The organism is uncultured Sanguibacteroides sp., from assembly GCF_900543425.1.
Taxonomy (GTDB): domain Bacteria; phylum Bacteroidota; class Bacteroidia; order Bacteroidales; family Marinifilaceae; genus Gabonibacter.
On record NZ_UQRQ01000012.1, the window covers coordinates 1 to 20,478 of the forward strand.

Annotated in this window: 14 protein-coding genes; 12 read left to right on the forward strand and 2 right to left on the reverse strand. The window is 40.8% G+C overall.

All coding sequences use genetic code 11. The features are described from left to right. The coding region (locus tag QZR76_RS08180) for a Gldg family protein (RefSeq protein WP_294142111.1) at positions 1 to 1,820 on the forward strand (1,820 nt) is incomplete at its 5' end. Positions 1,821 to 2,015: 195 nt separating this feature from the next. Here the strand turns inward: QZR76_RS08180 and crcB are convergent. Further along, complete coding sequence (gene crcB / locus QZR76_RS08185; protein WP_294142112.1) at positions 2,016 to 2,402, reverse strand: fluoride efflux transporter CrcB; 387 nt, start codon at positions 2,400 to 2,402, stop codon at positions 2,016 to 2,018. A gap of 167 nt (positions 2,403 to 2,569) precedes the next feature. Here crcB and QZR76_RS08190 point away from each other — a divergent pair, with 167 nt between their 5' ends. From QZR76_RS08190 to QZR76_RS08240, 11 genes are all read left to right on the forward strand, one after another. Further along, positions 2,570 to 4,675: a M3 family metallopeptidase gene (locus QZR76_RS08190; protein WP_294142114.1), complete on the forward strand. Its 2,106-nt coding sequence runs from the start codon at positions 2,570 to 2,572 to the stop codon at positions 4,673 to 4,675. A 147-nt stretch (positions 4,676 to 4,822) separates the two neighbouring features. Continuing rightward, positions 4,823 to 7,855: a SusC/RagA family TonB-linked outer membrane protein gene (locus QZR76_RS08195; RefSeq protein ID WP_294142117.1), complete on the forward strand. Its 3,033-nt coding sequence runs from the start codon at positions 4,823 to 4,825 to the stop codon at positions 7,853 to 7,855. Between the two features lie 4 nt (positions 7,856 to 7,859). Next, entirely contained in the window at positions 7,860 to 9,470 is a 1,611-nt protein-coding gene (locus QZR76_RS08200; protein ID WP_294142119.1) for a SusD/RagB family nutrient-binding outer membrane lipoprotein, read from the forward strand. A gap of 135 nt (positions 9,471 to 9,605) precedes the next feature. Next, positions 9,606 to 10,088, forward strand: coding sequence for a Dps family protein (locus tag QZR76_RS08205; RefSeq protein WP_294142121.1), 483 nt, complete (start codon positions 9,606 to 9,608; stop codon positions 10,086 to 10,088). 138 nt (positions 10,089 to 10,226) lie between these two features. Further along, a complete protein-coding gene (gene mutY, locus QZR76_RS08210; RefSeq protein WP_294142123.1) occupies positions 10,227 to 11,279 on the forward strand; it encodes an A/G-specific adenine glycosylase in 1,053 nt (350 codons plus the stop codon). Between the two features lie 478 nt (positions 11,280 to 11,757). Next, positions 11,758 to 12,678, forward strand: coding sequence for an ABC transporter ATP-binding protein (locus tag QZR76_RS08215; RefSeq protein WP_294142125.1), 921 nt, complete (start codon positions 11,758 to 11,760; stop codon positions 12,676 to 12,678). Positions 12,679 to 12,690: 12 nt separating this feature from the next. Beyond that, complete coding sequence (locus tag QZR76_RS08220; protein ID WP_294142126.1) at positions 12,691 to 14,988, forward strand: Gldg family protein; 2,298 nt, start codon at positions 12,691 to 12,693, stop codon at positions 14,986 to 14,988. 79 nt (positions 14,989 to 15,067) lie between these two features. Further along, complete coding sequence (locus QZR76_RS08225) at positions 15,068 to 16,426, forward strand: DNA mismatch repair protein (protein WP_294142127.1); 1,359 nt, start codon at positions 15,068 to 15,070, stop codon at positions 16,424 to 16,426. A 2-nt stretch (positions 16,427 to 16,428) separates the two neighbouring features. After that, positions 16,429 to 17,781, forward strand: a complete 1,353-nt coding sequence (locus QZR76_RS08230; protein ID WP_294142128.1) for a DNA mismatch repair protein — start codon at positions 16,429 to 16,431, stop codon at positions 17,779 to 17,781. A gap of 111 nt (positions 17,782 to 17,892) precedes the next feature. After that, positions 17,893 to 18,273, forward strand: coding sequence for a hypothetical protein (locus QZR76_RS08235; protein WP_294142129.1), 381 nt, complete (start codon positions 17,893 to 17,895; stop codon positions 18,271 to 18,273). A 146-nt stretch (positions 18,274 to 18,419) separates the two neighbouring features. Beyond that, entirely contained in the window at positions 18,420 to 18,947 is a 528-nt protein-coding gene (locus QZR76_RS08240; RefSeq protein WP_294142130.1) for a hypothetical protein, read from the forward strand. Here the strand turns inward: QZR76_RS08240 and QZR76_RS08245 are convergent. Continuing rightward, the gene (locus QZR76_RS08245; RefSeq protein ID WP_294142131.1) at positions 18,932 to 20,338 is read right to left on the reverse strand and encodes an HD domain-containing protein; all 1,407 of its coding nucleotides are present in this window, start codon (positions 20,336 to 20,338) and stop codon (positions 18,932 to 18,934) included. The two genes, QZR76_RS08240 and QZR76_RS08245, sit on opposite strands and share 16 nt — an antisense overlap. Between the last annotated feature and the right edge of the window lie 140 nt (positions 20,339 to 20,478).

The following is a 20,478-nucleotide window of genomic DNA, read 5'->3' on the forward strand; positions in this document are numbered from 1 at the left end:
CTTACGCGGCGATCGGTCTTTTCATGTCGAGCTTGACCTCTTACCAGATCGTTGCAGCCGTTGGCACGTTAGCTATTTTAGCGGTTTTGTCTTACGTGAAGGGTTTGTGGCAAGAGATCGATTTGGTTCGTGATATCACGTTCTGGTTAGCGATAGACGGTCGAGCCGGGGAGTTCGTGCGCGGTTTAATCTGCTCGGAGGATGTTATTTACTTCCTGATCGTTATATTGTTGTTCCTTTTCATGGCCGTGATCCGCTTGCAGGCCCGCCGTCAGAAGAGCTCGTGGATGGTAAATTTCGGTAAATATGCCGGGGTATGGTGTGTTGCTTTATTTGTCGGTTACCTCTCTTCCCGTCCCTCTTTGATGTCTTTTTACGATGCCACGGAGACGAAACAGAACACGTTGACCCAGAATAGCCAGGATATTGTCGCCCGCTTGGACGGCAAGTTGAAGATCACGACCTACGTGAACATCATGGACGGCTATTACTGGATCGGTATGCCTTCTTACAGGAACTGGGACTTGCGGAATTTCAGGCAGTACATTCGTTTCAAGCCGGATATCACGATGAAGTACGTCTTCTATTACGACTCGGTGAAGAACATGAAGAACCTGGAAAAGAGGTTTCCCAACATGACTTTCGAGGAGATGGCCAAAAAAATGATCGAAATCAATAATTTGGATTCGAACAAGATCTTGACACCGGAGCAGATACGCGAGCGTATTGATTTGAAACCGGAGCATAACCGTTTCGTGCGATTGCTGGAGCGGGAGAACGGTCAAAAGACCTTCTTGCGGGTGTTCGATGACATGATGATCTTCCCCGGGGAAACGGAGATCTCGGCGGCTTTCAAGCGTATCGTCATGAAATTGCCTAAAGTAGGTTTCCTGGCCGGTCACGGGGAGCGTAACACGGAACGGGAAGGAGATAGAGACTATAGCATGTTCACGCAGGATAAACCTTTCCGTCACTCGCTGATCAACCAGGGATTCGATTTCGAGAGCGTGACGCTCGACAAGGAGATCCCCGAGGACGTGAAGATCCTGGTCATCGCGGAGGCGCGTCAACCTTTGACGGATGCCGAGAAAGTGAACCTGGACAAGTACATCGCGCGGGGAGGCAACTTGCTGATCGCCGGGGAACCCAAGCGTCGGGATGTGATGAACCCGCTTGTAGAGCAATTCGGTGTTCGTTTTATACCGGGTACTCTTGTTCGCCCGACGGAAAACTTCCAGGCAGACCTGATCGTGGCTACCCCGACGAAGGAAGCCGCTGAATTTTCTTATCTCTATGATCAGATGAGAGGTTGGGAATATGTCGCCACCATGCCGAGTTGTTCGGGTTTAGAGTACGCGACAGACAAGGGCTTCGATGTTACGCCGTTATTCGTTAGCGACACGATCAATTGCTGGAACGAGTTGCAGACGACCAATTTCGTGGATGACACGGCTCGTTTCAACCCTTCTACCGGGGAGATGCAGAAGACTTTCGTGACGGCATTGGCTTTATCCCGGAAAGTTGGAAATAAGGAACAGAAGATTATCGTTTTGGGAGACGCCGATTGTATCAGTAATGGCGAGTTGAGTCGGGGGAGGAAAGGTATAAGGGCTTCTAACTACTACATTATACAGGGTGCCTTCTTCTGGTTGTCAGATGAAGAAGTACCTATCGATGTACGTCGTCCGACACCACCGGACAATAAAGTTTACCCGAGTGAGACCGGTATGTACATCACGAAGATCATGTTCATGGGAGTATTTCCTATCCTATTGCTGTTTATCGCAATATTCATATGGATTAGAAGAAGAGGCAGATAAATGTTTGACATGATGATTTAAAATTCACCGTACGTTTTAAATCCTGTAAACACAGGATTTAAACGTCGGTGTCTTTTATATTGATGTTTCGTTGGAATTTAGAATAAATAAACCAGGGGAAAATTCGTAGTGTGTATTATTAACAGAAATTAGATTTGGGGAAAGAGGCCATTAGAGATAGTGGCCTCTTTTAGTTTATTGAAGTTGCCTGAAGAGAGTTTGCATAAGATAATAGCCTAACCAAGTGGCCAATAGACCTAAAATAACGCTAAGGCCGATGTTTAGTGAAAATAAAAAGTAGGCTTTTGTTGTTACTAATTTCAGGTTATCTAACGAAAAGCTGGAAAAGGTAGTAAAGCTACCGCAAAATCCAATAATTAGAAATAGGCGATGATTTTGGGTGAGCAGATTGGTATGTACAGACAAGCCGGCCAGCAAACCGATAATAAAGCACCCGATTATGTTTACCGAGAGAACTCCTAAGGGAAAAAGAGTGTGGGCATTTTTTTGTATGATACCCGATAACCAATACCGGGAGACTCCCCCGAACATGGAACCAATTGCAACAAAAAGTAAATTCATCAATAACGTTGTTAAATTTTTGCAGGGTAAAAATAGTGAAAATAAGGGAATTAGATATCTTTTAACGTTAAAAATGATATCAATTAACATTTTATTATTTTTAATCTGTATCTTTATCTCGTTTTATGAGTAGGTTGCGAATACTATGAATTTTAATTTATAAATATATGAAAAGAACGGTAGTTTTATTTTTAAGTGTGGTGACTTTGATAACTTCTTGTAAAGAGGAAAAACATCAAGCCAATAATCCGTTATTAAAGCCTTTTACTGCTCCTTTCCATACACCTCCTTTTGATCAGATTAAATTATCTGATTATAAACCTGCTTTTGATGAGGGGATAAAACAGCATAAAAAAGAGATTGAAACTATTGTTGATAACACGGAAGAACCGACTTTCGAAAATACGATAATGGCTTTGGATCGATCCGGAGAGTTATTGAACAGGGTATCTTCTATTTTCTTTAACTTATATGCAGCTGTTACGAGTGACGAAATGCAGAAAATAGCCATGGAAATCAGTCCTATGGTAACGGCTCACGGTGATGAAATCAGTATGAATCCCAAGTTATTTGCCCGGATTAAGGCATTATATGATAAAAAAGAGAGTTTGGGTTTGGATTCATTAGCACTTCGAACGTTGGAATTGTATTATAACGATTTTGTACGGGGTGGTGCGAACTTGAATGCCGAAGATCAGGCTAAATTGAAACAGGTAAATGCTGAATTGGCCAAACTTAGTCTACAATACGGGGATCGTTTGTTAAAAGAGACAAATGCATTTATTTTGGAGATTGATAAGAAAGAAGATTTGGCCGGGCTGCCGGAGACGGCAATTGCTGCCGCTGCTGCAGAAGCCCAAAAACGGGGGTTGGAAGGTAAATGGGTATTTACCGTTCATAAACCGAGTATGATTCCTTTTTTGCAATATGCCAAGAATCGTCAATTACGTGAGAAATTATATAAGGGGTATTATATGCGGGGAGATAATAATAATGAGAATGACAATAAGGAGATTGTTTCCCGGATGGTCAATTTGCGCTTGGAAAAAGCGAAGTTATTGGGTTTTGATACTTATGCCGCTTACGTGATTGATGAAAATATGGCAAAAACACCTCAAAATGTATATGATTTTATGGGGCGGGTATGGGGTCCTGCTTTAAAGGTTGCAAAACAAGAATTAGCCGAGATGCAGGCTATCGCCAATAAAGAGGGGATGAAAGAGAAATTGGAGAGTTGGGATTGGTGGTATTATGCTGAAAAATTGCGGAAACAAAAATACGATCTGGACGAATCCGAAATGAAACCTTATTTGAAGCTGGAAAACGTGCGTGACGGCATGTTTGAAGTCGCTCGTAAGTTGTACGGAATTACATTGGAAAAAAGGACGGACATACCGGTGTATTATCCGGATGTAGAAACTTATGAAGTAAAAGATACAGACGGATCACATCTGGCTATTCTTTATTTGGATTATTTTACTCGAGCCAGTAAATCGGCAGGGGCTTGGATGACAGAGTTCCGTCATTACACGAAGGTAGACGGGAAAGAAGAATTTCCGTTGGTTTCTGTCGTTTATAACTTCTCTCCCGCGGTCGGTAATGAACCGGTATTATTGAGCTGGGATGATACGGAAACCATGTTTCATGAATTCGGGCATGCTCTTCACGGATTCTTTACCCGGGGTGATTATAAACGGATAGCCGGTACCATACCTCATGATATGGTAGAAATGCCTTCTCAGGTGATGGAAAATTGGGCGAGTGAACCTGAGGTATTGAAAATGTATGCTAAGCATTATAAGACAGGAGAGCCGATGCCCGATGCATTGATTCGGAAAATTCAAGAGAGTGGTCATTTTAATCAGGGATTTGCCACGGTAGAATATGTAGCCGCGGCTTTATTGGATATGGATTGGTATTCCCAGACAACATCGCGGGAGTATGATGTGAATAATTTTGAAAAGACTTCAATGGATAAGTATGGGTTGATAAAAGAGATTTTGCCTCGTTATCGGACGACTTATTTTTCTCATATTTTCGATGGCGGGTATTCGGCCGGTTATTATGTCTATCTTTGGGCAGAGGTGTTAGATGCAGATGCATTCCAGGCTTTTAAGGATTCCGGAGATATATATAATCCGGAGTTAGCTGCACGTCTGAGAAAATATATTCTTTCCGAGGGAGGATACGATGATCCTATGAAACAATATATTAAGTTTCGGGGACAAGCTCCGTCGGAAGTTCCTCTGTTGAAAAAAAGAGGACTGAAATAAAAATGTGTAAAAGGGACTCTGGAGGGGGAGAGGCCTGTTAAAATAAACTAATAGGGTATTTGTGCGATGAAGTGTATTTATGCATTATTTTTGTTTTTAATCGTATCTTTTTATCTATATGGTGAAACTAATGCTGGTAATGTCGGGATGTGGAAGAGAGATACCGTATCGGATTCTCTTCGAGTGGCAACCAATATCATACAGGTTAAAGGTATTGTCGTGAATGAAAAAGGGGAGCCGATACCGGGAGCCCATATCGTTGAAAAGGGAACTTACCGTGGAGTCGTTTCCGATAAAGAGGGACAATTTTCATTTTTTGTTCCTGCGGATGGAGAGTTGACAATTTCTTTTATCGGTTATAAAACCTTGTCTATTCCTATTCGGGGGAAAGCTTTTTTCAGGGTTCGTTTGGAGGAGGATATGGTTTTTTTGAAAGATGTGGTTGTTACCGCTTTAGGTATTGAAAAAAGTGGAATTTCATTACCTTACTCTGTTACGCAGATCGGACAGGACGAATTGATAAAGATAAAAGATCCCAACTTTTTCGTGGCATTGATGGGAAAGGTTGCCGGATTGCAGATTCATAAAAGTGCTTCCGGTGCGGGTGGATCGGTAAGAGTTCTACTTCGGGGAATTCGTTCCGTAGCAGGGAATAATCAACCTTTATTTGTGATTGACGGTATACCGATTTTAAACGAGAGTAGTGAACAGTCTTATTCGGCTATCGGAGGGACGGCAGATGCCGGGAATAGGGATGGTGGAGACGGTATTTCCAACCTGAATCCGGAGGATATAGAAAGTATTAGTGTACTGAAAGGAGCTTCTGCATCCGCTTTGTATGGAACTCAGGCAGCCAATGGGGTAATTTTGATTAAGACGAAAAAAGGATTGAGAGGAAAGCAAGAAGTACAGTTGTCTTCGAGTTTGATTTTTGAGAAAGCAATTAATTTGCCCAAATTCCAGAATCATTACGGAATAAGTGACGGGATTGAGAGTTGGGGAGAGCGGGAGAACTTAAAGAAATACGATGCAGCAAAGGATTTTTTCAGAACAGGTATTTCAGCGATCCATTCCCTTTCATTTTCCACGGGAAATGAGATTATGCAGACCTATTTTTCATATGCAAATACGGTTGAGAGGGGAATTGTTCCTCAACATCGTTTTATGAAACATAATATCAATTTGAAGGAAACGGCCTCTTTTTTTGACGGACGATTGAAATTGGACGGTAATTTGAATTTGATGAGGCAAAAAATAAAAAATCGTCCTACTCCGGGAGGATTTTATATGAATCCCCTCGTGGGATTATATCGTTTTCCGCGGGGAGAAGATATTTCGGAGTATAAAAAACATTTTGAAGTGTTGGATGAGAAACGGAATCTGATGGTTCAGAACTGGCATAGTTCTATAGAAGATTTCGAGCAAAATCCTTATTGGGTAATAAATCGTATTTTAAGCGAAGATATTCGGAGCAGGGCTATTGTCTCTTTAACGGCGGATGTGAAAATAACGACAGATTTGTCTATACAGGGGAGGGTCAGTATAGATGACATTTCGGACAAATTCAGACAACGTTTCTATGCCTCGACCGCTCCGGCTCTTGCGGGGGAAAGCGGGCGTTATATAGATTATACCTACCAGCAGACATTGTTATACGGAGATCTGTTAGCCACGTACCGGCGTCTGTTCGGAAAGGTTACATTTCATATGACACTTGGAACCAGTATCAATAATAATACAATCAGTAAACTTCGATACGATTCTAAGACGGCCTCTTTGAAATATGCTAACGTATTTACAATTGCCAATATTAATATGAATACCTCTGCTTATATCGAGGAGCTGAATAAAGCGACCAGACAAATGCAGTCACTTTTTACTACGATCCAGGTCGGATATAATGATTTCCTGTTTTTAGACGTATCGGCACGGAATGATTGGTCTTCTACGCTGGCTTTTACTTCCCATGAATCGACAGGATTCTTCTATCCTTCATTAGGTCTTGCTTGGATTATGAATAAAACTTTAAATTTACCGAAGTGGATCGATTTGGCTAAATTGCGCGTGTCTTGGAGTCGGGTTGGGAATGATATCCCGTTATACATTACCAATCCGATGTCTTATGTGTTGGCAGGAGGAGGCGTGCAATCTGCCGATGCGGCTCCTTTTGAGGAGATGAAACCGGAGATGAGTAATTCCATCGAATTGGGAACGGAATGGAGATTTTGGCTTGATCGCTTATATGTAGATCTTACTTATTATAAAACGAATACAAAGAATCAGTTCTTTAAGTTGCCTGCACAGGATGGAGATGAATATGCTTATCGTTATGTAAATGCCGGAAATATTCAGAATGTTGGAGTTGAATTTTCCGTGGGAGGAGTTCCTGTTATATACAAAGACGGGAAATGGGAATCAAAAATCAATTTTGCCACGAATAAAAATAAGGTATTACGCTTGCATGCGGAGCTTCCGGTATTTATATACGGTCCGCGCGGATTTTCTTCCAGTTATGCGATGAAGTTAAGGGAGGGAGGATCATTCGGAGATATATACGGGAAGGCCTTTAAGCGGGACGAGCACGGGAATATCGTTTACGAGACGGAAGGAGAAAAAAGTGGTCTTCCCCAGGTTATCGGGGAAGGTAATACTGTAAAAGTGGGAAATGCTAATCCTGATTTTACTTTGAGTTGGAGTAATAATTTAAGATATAAGGGTTTTTCTTTGTATCTATTGTTGGATGGGCGTTTCGGAGGGGATGTCCTGTCTCAAACGCAGGCTGATATGGACCTGTTTGGAGTAACTAAATCTACAGGAAAGGCCAGAGATAGAGGATTTGTCGAGTTGGAAGGAAAACGTATTACGGATGTAAAAGGTTTTTATAAGGGGGTTGTCGGGGGACGTGCAGGAGTGACAGAATATTATATTTACGATGCGACGAACATTCGTCTTCGAGAACTATCTATCGGTTATGCACTTCCCGACAGATGGATGAAAAAAAGTGGTATTTTTAAGAGTATACAAGTGAATCTTGTGGCTCGTAACCTGTGTTTCTTGTACAAAAGAGCTCCTTTCGATCCAGATTTGGTACTTTCTACGGGTAGTGATAATCAAGCTATTGAAGTGTATGGGATGCCGACAACCCGGAATGTCGGTTTTAATATCTACTTTACTTTTTAATGAGATGAGGAAATATAGTTTCGTTTTTATTGTTTTCGTATGGGGATTGGCAGCTTGTACGGGGCACTTCAAATCTTTGAACACGGATAAAACCGGAATGACGGATGAGGATATGGAGGTTGATCTGAATCATCTGGGGATACCTTTAAGTATTATTCAGCAAGGTATTTATTTTAATTACGATTTCGGAAAAGGAAAAAATTGGCCTTACCAGATTATGCAGAATTTAAGTGCAGACATGTTTAGCGGGTATATGCATGATTATAAACCGTTAAACGGAGGATCGCATAATTCGGATTATAATATGCAGGACGGTTGGAACGGTACATTCTGGGAGAATACCTATGCTTACGTAATGCCTCAGATTAAGCGGCTGGAAGATTTGACCCGATTGGAATACCCGGCTTTTTATGCCATAACTAAGATTTTAAAAGTAGAGGCGATGCATCGGGTGTCGGATTATTATGGTCCTATTATTTATTCTCAATTTGGAAATCAGGGAGATAACTATGCCCCTGATAACCAAGAAGAGTCGTATCGCATGTTTTTTGAAGATCTTGATGAGGCTGTAAATATATTAGACCAGGCTATAAAAGAAGGTGAAGATGCTTCTGCTTTTGCAAAATTCGATATTATAATGGACGGTACGTATGAGTCCTGGGTAAAATTTGCCAATTCTCTTCGTCTTCGTTTGGCTATTCGCATGGCTATGGTGAATCCGGAAGGGGCAAGAGACGAGTTTAAAAAAGGAATGGCTAATTCTTACGGTATTTTTACGATTCCCTCGGAGAAAGCGGTAGTTTCAACCAAGAGAGGTTATACCAATCCGCTCGGAGTGATTAATCAAGTGTGGGGAGAGGCCTATATGAATGCTTCTATGGAGTCGATCTTAAATGGGTACGAAGATCCGAGAATGGCCCATTTTTTCGAAAGCTGCCCGAATGATGTTCGGGGAGAAGACGGGAGTATAATTCCGATAAAAGGAGAGTACCGGGGAATTCGGCAAGGAACTGTTTTTGCTCATACGCGGTATAGCGCTCTTTCCAAAATATACGTGAAGGAGAGTAGTGATGCTATTCTGATGACGGCCGCCGAGGTTTGGTTTTTGAGAGCTGAGGCTGCCCTACGCGGTTGGACCTCGGAAGTTCCCGGGAATTGTTATCAGGAAGGAGTACGTTGTTCTTTCAGTCAATGGGGGGCTTCCGGAGTAGAGGCATATTTACAGAGCGATCGGGTTGGAGCCGATTACGTGGATGTTTTTGATCCTGTTAATAATATTAAAGCTCGTTGTTTGGTCTCTCCCCGTTGGGACGAGGGTGCTTCAATGGAGGTGAAGTTAGAAAAGATCATCACTCAGAAATGGATAGCCATTTTTCCCGAAGGGTGTGAAGCCTGGGCGGAACAAAGGCGTACCGGATATCCCCGTCTGTTTCCGGTGCGGGTAAATAATAGTAAAGACGGTTGTATTGATACGGAGGTGATGATCAGGAGATTGAATTTTCCGGCTTCTATGGCCGATGTCGACCCGGAACAATATGAGAAACTGGAAAAAGCTTTACAGGGAGCTGATACTCCGGGGACTCGCCTGTGGTGGGATACCGGAAGAAATTTCTAATTTTATATTATTATTTCTCGGAATTTCTTTTCATTTTTAAGGTTAATATTTCTGCTCGGATCGAAACTTTTCTGAATTAATTTCGTTATAGAGGTGGAGAAACAGAAGTTAATTAACCTTTTAAATAACATTACTATGGAAGGAAATATTGGTTTAGATGCGAAAATGATCAAATCAAGTAAGACCATTTTAAATAATTTACTTGCAGACCATTTTGTTTTATTAGCTAAAACATGGAATTTTCATTGGAACATGAAAGGTCCGAGTTTTAGATCATATCATACTTTTCTCGAAGACCTTTACAACGGATTGATTGAAGATATTGACGCTATTGCGGAGAGGGTACGTGATTTGGATGAACGGCCGTTAGGTTCATTGAGGGGGTGTCTGGAACATAACCGTATAAAAGAATACGATGAACAACAACCGCTTCCGGACGCTAAGCATATGCTGGCTCAGTTAAGAGATGATAATGCTGAGATTATCCGTCAGATCCGGACAGACCTGGAAACAATGGATAAAGAAGAATCCAAGGATTTCGGTACTTCGAATTTCTTGGAAGATATGATAGAGAAAAAAGAGAAAGTAGCCTGGATGATTCGGGCTCACTTGGAGTAAAATAGGTTTTTTTGTTATTAGTGGAAACGGGTACCTCACGGGTTGAGGTACCTTTTTTTGTCAGATAGATAACGAAAGGAAAAAGATTTTGGATTTTTATCTCTATTTTTGTCCGGTATATTTAAGCTGTTAGTGAGCATGAACGAGTGGTCGATAGGAGATGTGATTATTCCTTGGTATGAGCAACATCGTCGGGATCTTCCTTGGCGAAATACAAATGATCCTTATTTGATATGGATATCGGAAGTTATTCTCCAACAAACAAGGGTCGTCCAAGGATTGGATTATTTTATTCGGTTTGTGGAGCGCTTCCCGAATGTTGTTTCGTTGGCAGAGGCGGAGGAAGACGAAGTGATGACTTATTGGCAAGGATTGGGGTATTATAGTCGTGCCCGTAATTTACATCAGGCGGCTCGAGAGGTTGTTTCACTATACGGAGGACAATTTCCTCGAAGCTATGAGGAGGTTCTTTCTTTGAAAGGAATCGGAGAATATACGGCCGCTGCCATTTGTTCGTTTGCCTATCGTTTGCCTTATGCCACCGTAGACGGAAATGTATATCGCGTATTGTCCCGGTTGTTCGATATCGATATTCCGATAGATTCCGGAGAGGGGAAAAAATATTTTGCGGAACTTTCCCGGACCTTGCTCGATCGTTGCCGTCCCGATCTTTATAATCAGGCTATTATGGAGTTCGGAGCATTACAATGTATACCGAAGTCTCCTGATTGTGAACATTGTCCTTTGAACAGTCGTTGTTTGGCAAGAGCAAAAGACAGGGTAGAGCGGTTGCCTGTAAAAGTAGGGAAAGTACAAGTAAAACCCCGTTATTTTAATTATTTGCATATCCATGATGAAACCGTTTTTTTATTAAAGAAAAGAGAGGGAAAAGATATTTGGCGTAATCTATATGAATTTCCGTTGATTGAATCCGACAAACCTCTAACTTTTTCGGAACTTCAACGGACGGAAGAATGGAAACATTTGCTGGACGGGGCAGATCAACCGGAAATAAGAGTGGTATTCGAGCCTCCTAAACATGTGTTATCCCACCGGGTGATTTATGCTGTTTTTTATGAAATAAAGGTCGATCGTTTTTCTCCTGCCATGACAAAGTTTATAAGGGTATCGAAGGAGCGATCGGGGAATTACGCTTTTTCCCGGTTAATGCAACTCTACTGGGAAGCCTGAAGGTCATTTTGTTTATTTCCGTTTGAGGTTTCTGATCGTAAATGTATTTTTTCTTGTTAAAATAAATGACATATCGTTAGTTGTCGGGGGAGATTTTTGACTTATAGAGTTATAAAAGTTATTTTTTAGAGGTAATGAGGGTTAATATTGGCTCGCAAAAGTGTGAAATCTGTTAAAATGTGGAATGAACTTAAACCGCTCCATGTTAAAAAAATATTAATCCTTTCGTGAAGATATAAAATCTTGTCGAATAAAAACACCTTCCTTTGTTGGTAAAGGGCTTTCGATAGATAATGAATCGATTAGATGTAAAAGTTAAGTTTTTTATAAAGTATTTTTTACCATGAAAAACATGGGTAAATAATGTCTATTTTTAGTGATGAAAATTGCGTCATATTTTTAATGGAGTGATGTGATTTTTACAAACTAACTATGATACGACGTGTGTAACTAAATCTATAAAATTTAACAAAAATCTATGGAAGAATCAATCGTTAAAGTCGAAAATTTGTCTCATCGCTACAGCGTTCAGTGGGCGATACGGGATATTAATTTTGAGATTACCAAGAATGGAATCTATGGATTGTTAGGCTCTAATGGTGCCGGCAAGTCTACGACCATGAACATTATGTGTGGAGTGTTGAAACAAACGGAGGGAAGCGTATTTATAAAGGGAATCGATTTACGGGAGCATCCGGTAGAAGCTAAACGGCATATCGGTTTCTTGCCCCAAAAACCGCCTTTACATATGGATTTAACGGTAGAGGAGTATTTGATTCATTGCGCTCGCTTGCGTCATATTCCGGGTAAAGAGGTCTCTAAAGCGGTTATGGAGGTCATGGGCCGTTGTGGTATTACTCATTTCCAAAAACGATTGATCCGCAATTTGTCAGGAGGATATCAACAACGTTTGGGGATAGCGCAGGCTATCGTTCATAATCCGGATTTTGTAGTATTTGATGAACCGACGAACGGATTGGATCCGAACCAGATCGTTGAAATTCGTCATTTAATAAAAGAGATTGCGGAAGATCGTACGGTTGTTCTTTCCACCCATATCTTGCCGGAAGTTCAGGCAACCTGTGATTATATTCGCATGATAGAACAGGGGCGACTTGTTTTTGCCGGGACTGTGGATGAATTCGATAACTATATTATACCGAATTCATTGGTCGTTTCTATGGTTGCTATGCCTTCCGCCGAAGAATTACGCGGTATCCAGGGAGTATTGGGTGTGGAAGAGCTGGGAGGAACAAAATATCGCTTGCAATTTACGGATGTACAGGAAGTTACGGAAAGAATAGTGGAAACGAGCGTTGCTCGAGGATGGCGTTTAATAGAAATTTACCTGGAAAAGAGTTCATTAGATACAATTTTTGCAGAATTATCAAAAAAATAAAAGAAATAGACAATGAAGACGATATATAATATAGCCAGGACCGAATTACAAACTTTATTTTTCTCACCGATAGCCTGGCTAATTCTTATAATTTTTACTTTTCAATCCAGTATGGCATTTGCCGACGCGATGGGAGGCATGGTGAGAAGTCAATCTTTGGGTTATAGTTTGAGAGGCGTTACCTTAGGTGTGTATACTTCTCCTTGGGGGGGATTATTTCCTATCGTACAACAATACCTTTATCTTTACATTCCCTTGTTAACCATGAGTCTGATGAGCCGGGAGTTGGGCAGCGGTTCCATAAAATTACTCTATTCTTCACCGGTGACCAATGTCCAGATCATTTTAGGAAAATACCTTTCCATGATGATCTATGCTTTGGTTTTGATAGGGGTGTTGATGATTTATGTTCTTTTTACTGCCTTTACGGTTAAGATGTTGGATTTTCCGGCTATTCTTTCCGGATTGCTCGGGCTCTATCTTTTGATCTGTGCCTATGCGGCAGTCGGACTTTTTATGTCCAGTTTGACCTCTTATCAAGTGGTTGCCGCTATGGGTACATTGGCTGTGTTGGCCGTATTGAACTTCGTGGGAGGTATGTGGCAGGATGTTGCTTTTGTTCGTGATATTACTTATTGGTTGTCAATCTCCGGACGTTGTGACGAATTTATTAGCGGTTTGATTTGTAGTGAGGATTTCTTGTATTTTATTATCGTAATTGCTTTGTTCCTCTCGTTGGCGATCATTCGTTTACAGGCTTGTCGTCAGAAAACACCATGGGCTGTCAGTATGGGTAAATACGTGAGTGTTGTCTGTATCGCCATGATTTTGGGGTATTTGACCTCTCGTCCAACATTAATGGCGTTTTACGATGCAACCCGGACCAAAGTGAGAACTTTAACTCCGAATAGCCAGGAGGTGGTAAAACACTTGGAAGGAGGGTTGACCATCACGACTTACACGAATGCTTTGGAGGACGGTTCTATATGGTATGCGACTCCTCGTTACGTGAATCAGGATTTGGAACGGTTTAAGCAATATACCCGATTCAAACCGGAAATTAAAATGGAATACGTTTACTATTACGATACGGTAAATAATCCTGATTTGGAGAAACGTTATCCGGGCCTTTCGGATCGGGAGCGTATGATAAAAATCTGTAATTCATGGGGATTGGATTCTAACCTATTTATCACTCCGGAGCAGATTCGTCAACAAATTGATCTGTTCCCGGAAGGAAATAGATTTGTTCGATTGCTGGAGCGGGAGAATGGACAAAAGACCTTCCTTCGTGTTTATGATGATATGAGACGTTTCCCGGGTGAAACGGAAATTACAGCCGCTTTGAAACGTTTGGTAATGAAATTGCCGAAAGTAGGTTTCCTGACGGGTCATGGAGAGCGGGACAATAAACGTGAGGGAGATCGGGATTATAACCGCTTTGCTCAGGAAAAACCTTTCCGTTATTCGTTGATTAATCAAGGATTTGATTTCTGTGACGTGGTGCTGGATAAGGACATACCGGAAGATGTATCCATTTTGGTTATTGCCGAGATGAGGAACCCGATGACGGCAGAAGAAAAAGCGTATTTGGATAACTATATTGCCAAAGGTGGAAACTTGTTGATTCTGGGAGAGCCGAAACGTCGGGATATTATGAATCCGTTGGTAGAACAATTCGGTGTGCAATTTGTGCCGGGTACGTTAGTAAAACCGAGTGAAAACTTCCTGCCTGATTTTATTATTACGGATCCGACGAAGGAAGCGGGGGAACTCTCTTACGCTTTTGATGACATGCTTAGCTACGAATATAAGGCAACGATGCCTAGCGTTTCCGGTTTGGAATATACGGAAGGAAAAGGATTTACTATGACTCCTCTGTTTAAAACGGATTCCTTGGTATGGAATGAATTACAAACCACGAATTTCCTTGACGACACGGTAAAATATAACCCGGAAAAGGGAGAGGTTCAAAAATCATATGTGACCGGTTTAGCTTTAGCTCGGAAAGTTGGAGAAAAAGAACAAAAAATTATTATATTTGGAGACGCTGATTGTATCAGTAACGGGGAGATCAGTATCGGAAGAAAGACGGTCAGAGCATCCAATTATACGATTGTTATGGGGGGATTCTTCTGGATGTCGGATAATGAGGTACCTATCGACGTACGTCGTCCGCCTATGCCCGATAATAAGGTTTACTTGGGAGAGACCGGAATGTATGTTTCTAAGATTGGATTTATGGGGGTATTCCCGGGAATATTAGCTATATTTGCCATATTGATCTGGATCCGTAGAAGAGGAAGATAATAAATAGATTACGATGTATTCTGAACCGTTACGACGGTTCGGAATACTGACCTAAAATAAACGATGAAAAAAACAAATTATGAGTTTTACAATTGACAAGCAAACCCTGGATGACCTCAACATTTTCGGAAAACAGCACAGAGGGAATTCGATTTACAGTTTGTTCAACACCACTCGGACGAGGGGAGGGGCTTTGGTGTTGGAGGAAATGTTTCTTTATCCGCTATCTGACGTGGATAAAATCAATAAAAGGAGTACGATAATCAAATATTTTCAGGAAAAGAACGTGGAGTTCCCGTTTCGGAGCGAAATATTCGATACGATAGAACATTACCTGAGCAATACGGATAGTCGTACTAAAATTGTGGCTGAGAATAACACTTTACAGCGGAAATTCCGTAGTTATATGGGGACGGATACCGAATATGAATTATTGCATAAAGGTATTTTGGCCTCCGTTGAAATTATTAATTGCTTGCATGACTTTTTTATTCAGATCGATGCTGTAAATGCTGTCGATTCTTATAAAGAAGAAGTGGTGGAAATGAATAAGATCATCCTTGATGAGGAATTTGCTTGGGCGTATAAAGAGAAGGGCGTGAAAAAAATAGCTTACGCTAAAACGGCTGATTATGATCATATTTTACGTTATGCCGCTCGGGATAAAATAAAGAAATTACTTTACTACGTCTATAATATGGATGTGTATATTTCTATCGCTCAGGTTGCTATTAAACGAGGTTTTGTTTTCGCGAAAGCTTTACCACCCGATCAAAATGTATTGAAAATTGACGGGATGTATCATCCTCAATTGAAAAATCCGACACCGAATACTTTACATGTTGATCACAATAGTAACGTGATCTTTTTAACGGGAGCCAATATGGCCGGGAAGTCGACTTTTATGAAGACTTTTGGTGTTTGTATATTTTTGGCCCATATGGGATTCCCTATCCCGGCCGAAAGCATGGAATTTTCCGTGCAGAACGGAATGTATACGACAATCAACTTGCCGGATAACCTGAACATGGGATACAGCCATTTCTACGCTGAGGTTCTCCGGGTAAAAAAAGTGGCCGAAAGTGTCAGCCGTTCACAGAACCTGATTGTTGTCTTCGATGAGTTATTCCGCGGTACTAACGTAAAAGATGCTTATGATGCGACTGTTGCCGTGACGGAGGCTTTTGCGGCCAATCGAAACTGTACTTTCATTATTTCGACTCATATTATTGAGGCTGGAGAGACATTACGCGGGCTTTGTGACAATATTAATTTTGCCTATCTTCCTACGGTTATGCAGGGAAGTATGCCGGTTTACACGTATAAACTGGCTTCAGGTATTACCAATGACCGTCATGGTATGATGATTATCAATAATGAACATATCATTGAGATAATAAAAAGTAGAAAGAAAACCAACAACGCTAAATCTAATTGATCATGAGCTTTACCGTAGACAAACAGACTTTGGATGACCTTAACATGCTCGGTAAATATAAGAATAACTCTATATTTAACGTGTTTAATCATACTTGTACCCGTGGCGGGGGACAACTGTTGGAATATATGTTCCAAAATCCTTTGAGTGATGCTGAGGCTATCAATACGCGGAGCAGTATATTCCGTTATTTTCAGGAACAAAATGTGGAGTTCCCTATCGAAAACGAGTTATTCGATGTGGTGGACCATTACTTGAGTAATTTAGGGCATGCAAATCCCGTTGTGGCAGCAATGAATACCTGCCGTAGGAAATTATTGAATTACATCGGGTCGGATAAGGAGTTCGAAATGATATATAATGGAATCATTGCTTCGATCGAATTTTTGAATCTGATAAACGATTTTAACCAGAAACTGGCTAAAGGGGGAGCATCCTCTCCTTACTGGAAAACGATCGAGGAGATGGATGGTATCCTTCACGATAAAAGAATGGCTTGGGCACTTAACAACCGGGGTGTGGCTCGTCTCTCTTTGGCGAAGGTGGCCAGATATGATCATCTTTTACGGTATACTTGCCGGGAGAAGATTAAGAGGATGATGCAAATTATTTATGAGTATGATGTGTATATCACGGTTTCCCGGATTGCCAGAGAGAAGAAGTTCGTTTACGCGAAGGCAAATCAAATGGTAGAGGATAAGAATGATATAACGATAACGAAGGTATACCACCCTCAATTGATAGGCGCTGTTGCCAATTCGGTACATATCGATCATGAACACAATGTGATTTTTCTGACAGGTGCCAATATGGCTGGAAAATCTACATTCATGAAATCATTCAGTATCGCTATTTATTTGGCTCATATGGGATTTCCCGTTGCGGCCGAACGCATGGAGTTTTCGGTTCAGGACGGTATGTATACTTCCATTAATGTGGCTGATAACTTGAATATGGGATATAGCCATTTCTACGCCGAAGTGCTTCGCGTAAAGCATGTGGCAGAAGAGGTGAGTTTGGGTAAAAATCTGGTCATTATTTTTGACGAGTTGTTTAAAGGAACCAACGTGAAAGATGCTTATGATGCTACCGTTGCCGTGACAGAAGCTTTTGCCGAGAATCGGAATTGTTCTTTTATTATATCAACCCACATTATAGAGGCCGGACAGACATTGCGGGAACATTGTTCCAACTTGGAATTTGTATTCTTCCCGACCATTATGAAAGGCTCTATTCCGACTTATACCTATACGTTACAGGAAGGTATTACCAATGACCGCCATGGTATGATGATTATCAATAATGAACATATCGTGGAAATTATAAAAGGTCGGGAGGTTGAACCGGCTAAATAAATAAGTACAATAAGAGATTTTTAGGCTGACAAGAAATGTCAGCCTAATTTTTTTTATTTATTGTATGGAATATCGTAACGATTTGCTAACTTTGTGATACTAAGCAATACGATGAAGGCCTTTTTGAAATATACTGTTTTACTATTTGTGGTAGTTATTTATCTGGTTCAACAGATAGATTCTTCCATTTGTGTCGTTACGACCGATAAACAGGAAAAGATTGTTTCAAATGAAGAAGAGGCTTTCCATCAGTTAGCACTTCTGACCGCTTTGAATGCGAATGCGGTACCTGTAAATTCGGTCCATGAGGTACTGAATTCTTTTCCGACTTTTCGTTATCTTCCCAAGAGTAATTTTTCTTTTGGGGTAGAAGAACGTAGATGTGTATTTCCTTCTTATTTTAAAAATGTCGAACATTTTTATAAAGATTCCTTTGCACTAAAGCAAGACGCTGGATATTATGTCTTTGCTTTACGTGAAATTATTGTATGATTCTTGAACGTGTGGGTGTTTTTGTGCCTATTCGGGCTTTTGCAAGAATATATTTATTCTTAGGCTAAAGGCTAATTGAGTTATTATCCCAGAAATGATTGTATTCAATTTTCTGGAAAAAAGAATCATTATTTAATTTTTATACTATGGAAAAGTTTGATTATATTGGAGATATTATATTAAAAGTAGATGAAGGTAAAATTGTAAAGAAAAAAAAATCACCGGTAAAACCTTTAGGCCTATTGATCGTTGGAGCCGCTGTTTTGTATTTTGGTTCTACTCATATTAATGCCGCAGAGAATGATATTCTCTCTTCGGTAGCGATTATGATCGGTTTGGGAATTATCGGGTGGGGTGTAGTGGCTTTTCTCGTGAAGAAAGAAAATTATATCTATAGTCCGACAGGAAAAGTATTAAAAAAACACAAGGTGTACCTGTCTCCCAACCAATCTTCCAAGTTGTACCAGATTCTGGAAGAAGATAAGTTCGACGATTTGCAAGTACTCAACCGGACCAATCAGTCTAATTTGAGTTTGGAAATTTTTAGTACGGACGACGAGGAATACGCTTTGGTACAAGCATTGGAATTTATTCCATACAATGATGTACCTACTTCTCCGGTAAAAATATGCTCGGGAACAAGGGCAAAACAGATCGCTTATTTTTTAAAATAAATTCCTAATTTCTCGGCCACTTTAAACATATATTCTCTGGCTTCTTGGGAGTTATTTCCTATAATGCCATCAAGGATTGCTTCTTTGATGGCATTCTTTATGTCTCCGATCAGACGGCAAGGAGGTAAATTAAAGGTGGCGATAATTTCTTCTCCGCTGATGGGGGGTTGAAAATTTCGTATGGCATCTTTTTCTTCTACCTCTTTCAGCTTTTGGCGAACGATCCGGAAGTTTTCTAAAAAACGTTTTACTTTTTCTTCATTTTTTGAAGTGATATCTGCTTCAGCCAAGCACATCAGATCATCGATATCGTCTCCCGCGTCGAATAGTAGACGTCTAACAGCAGAATCCGTTACAATATCTTCGGAAAGAACAATGGGGCGCATATGTAAAGAGACTAATTTCTGGACATATTTCATTTTTTCATTCTGGGGTAATTTTAGCCGGTTGAATATTTTGGCTACCATACGTTCTCCGATATGATTGTGGCCGTAGAAAGTCCAACCTTGTCCGGTAATGAATTTTTTGGTAATCGGTTTGGCTATATCATGTAATAGTGCGGCCCATCTTAGCCAAAGATCGTTTGAATTGTTGGCGACGGAATCTAAAACAGTCAATGTATGATAAAAATTATCTTTATGACCGATACCCTCGACGATTTCAATTCCTTTTAATGCTGTCAATTCGGGAAAGAAAAGGTTTAATAGCCCGGCTTCTTCCAGCAATCGAATCCCTATCGATGGCTTGGGAGAAAGCATGATCTTGTTGAATTCGTCTATGATTCTTTCCTTTGAAACGATTTTTAATCGTTCGTTGTTGGCTTTTATCCCTTCAAAAGTTTCCGGTGCAATAGAAAATCCTAATTGGGAAGCAAATCTTACGGCCCGCATCATTCGCAACGGATCGTCGGAAAAAGTGATGAGCGGATCAAGAGGTGTTTTTATGATTTGTTCTTCGATGTGTTGCAGACCGCCGAAAGGATCAATCAGTTCTCCGTAGTTGGAGACATTCAGGGAGATAGCGAGTGCATTGATTGTAAAATCCCTGCGTTTCTGGTCATCATCGAGAGTACCTTGTTTTACGACGGGTTTTCGTGAATCGAAATGGTAGGATTCCTTCCGGGCTCCGACAAACTCAATCTCTACGCCTTTATAGCGGAACATGGCAGTTCCGAAGTTTTTGAATATGGAGACGTGCAGATTACCGAGTCGTTGTGCCGCTGTTTCGGCTAATTCAATGCCGTTTCCTAATACAACAATGTCGATATCTTTGGAGGGTCTTCGCAGAATCAGATCCCGTACGTATCCGCCGATAACATATATCTCACTTCCTTTTTGAGTTGCAATTTCCGATAATAGGTGAAAAATGGGATGTTTCAAATGCTTCTGCATATTTTTTCTATTGAATGATAGATTCTCTCTGGTAAAACGGCATACAAAAATAGGAAGTTATACGTTACCGACCAAAATTCTTTTCGGTTTGTTTCTGTTAAAGAGGAATTGTCTGTTCGGAGTTTTTTTCTATTTTTGAG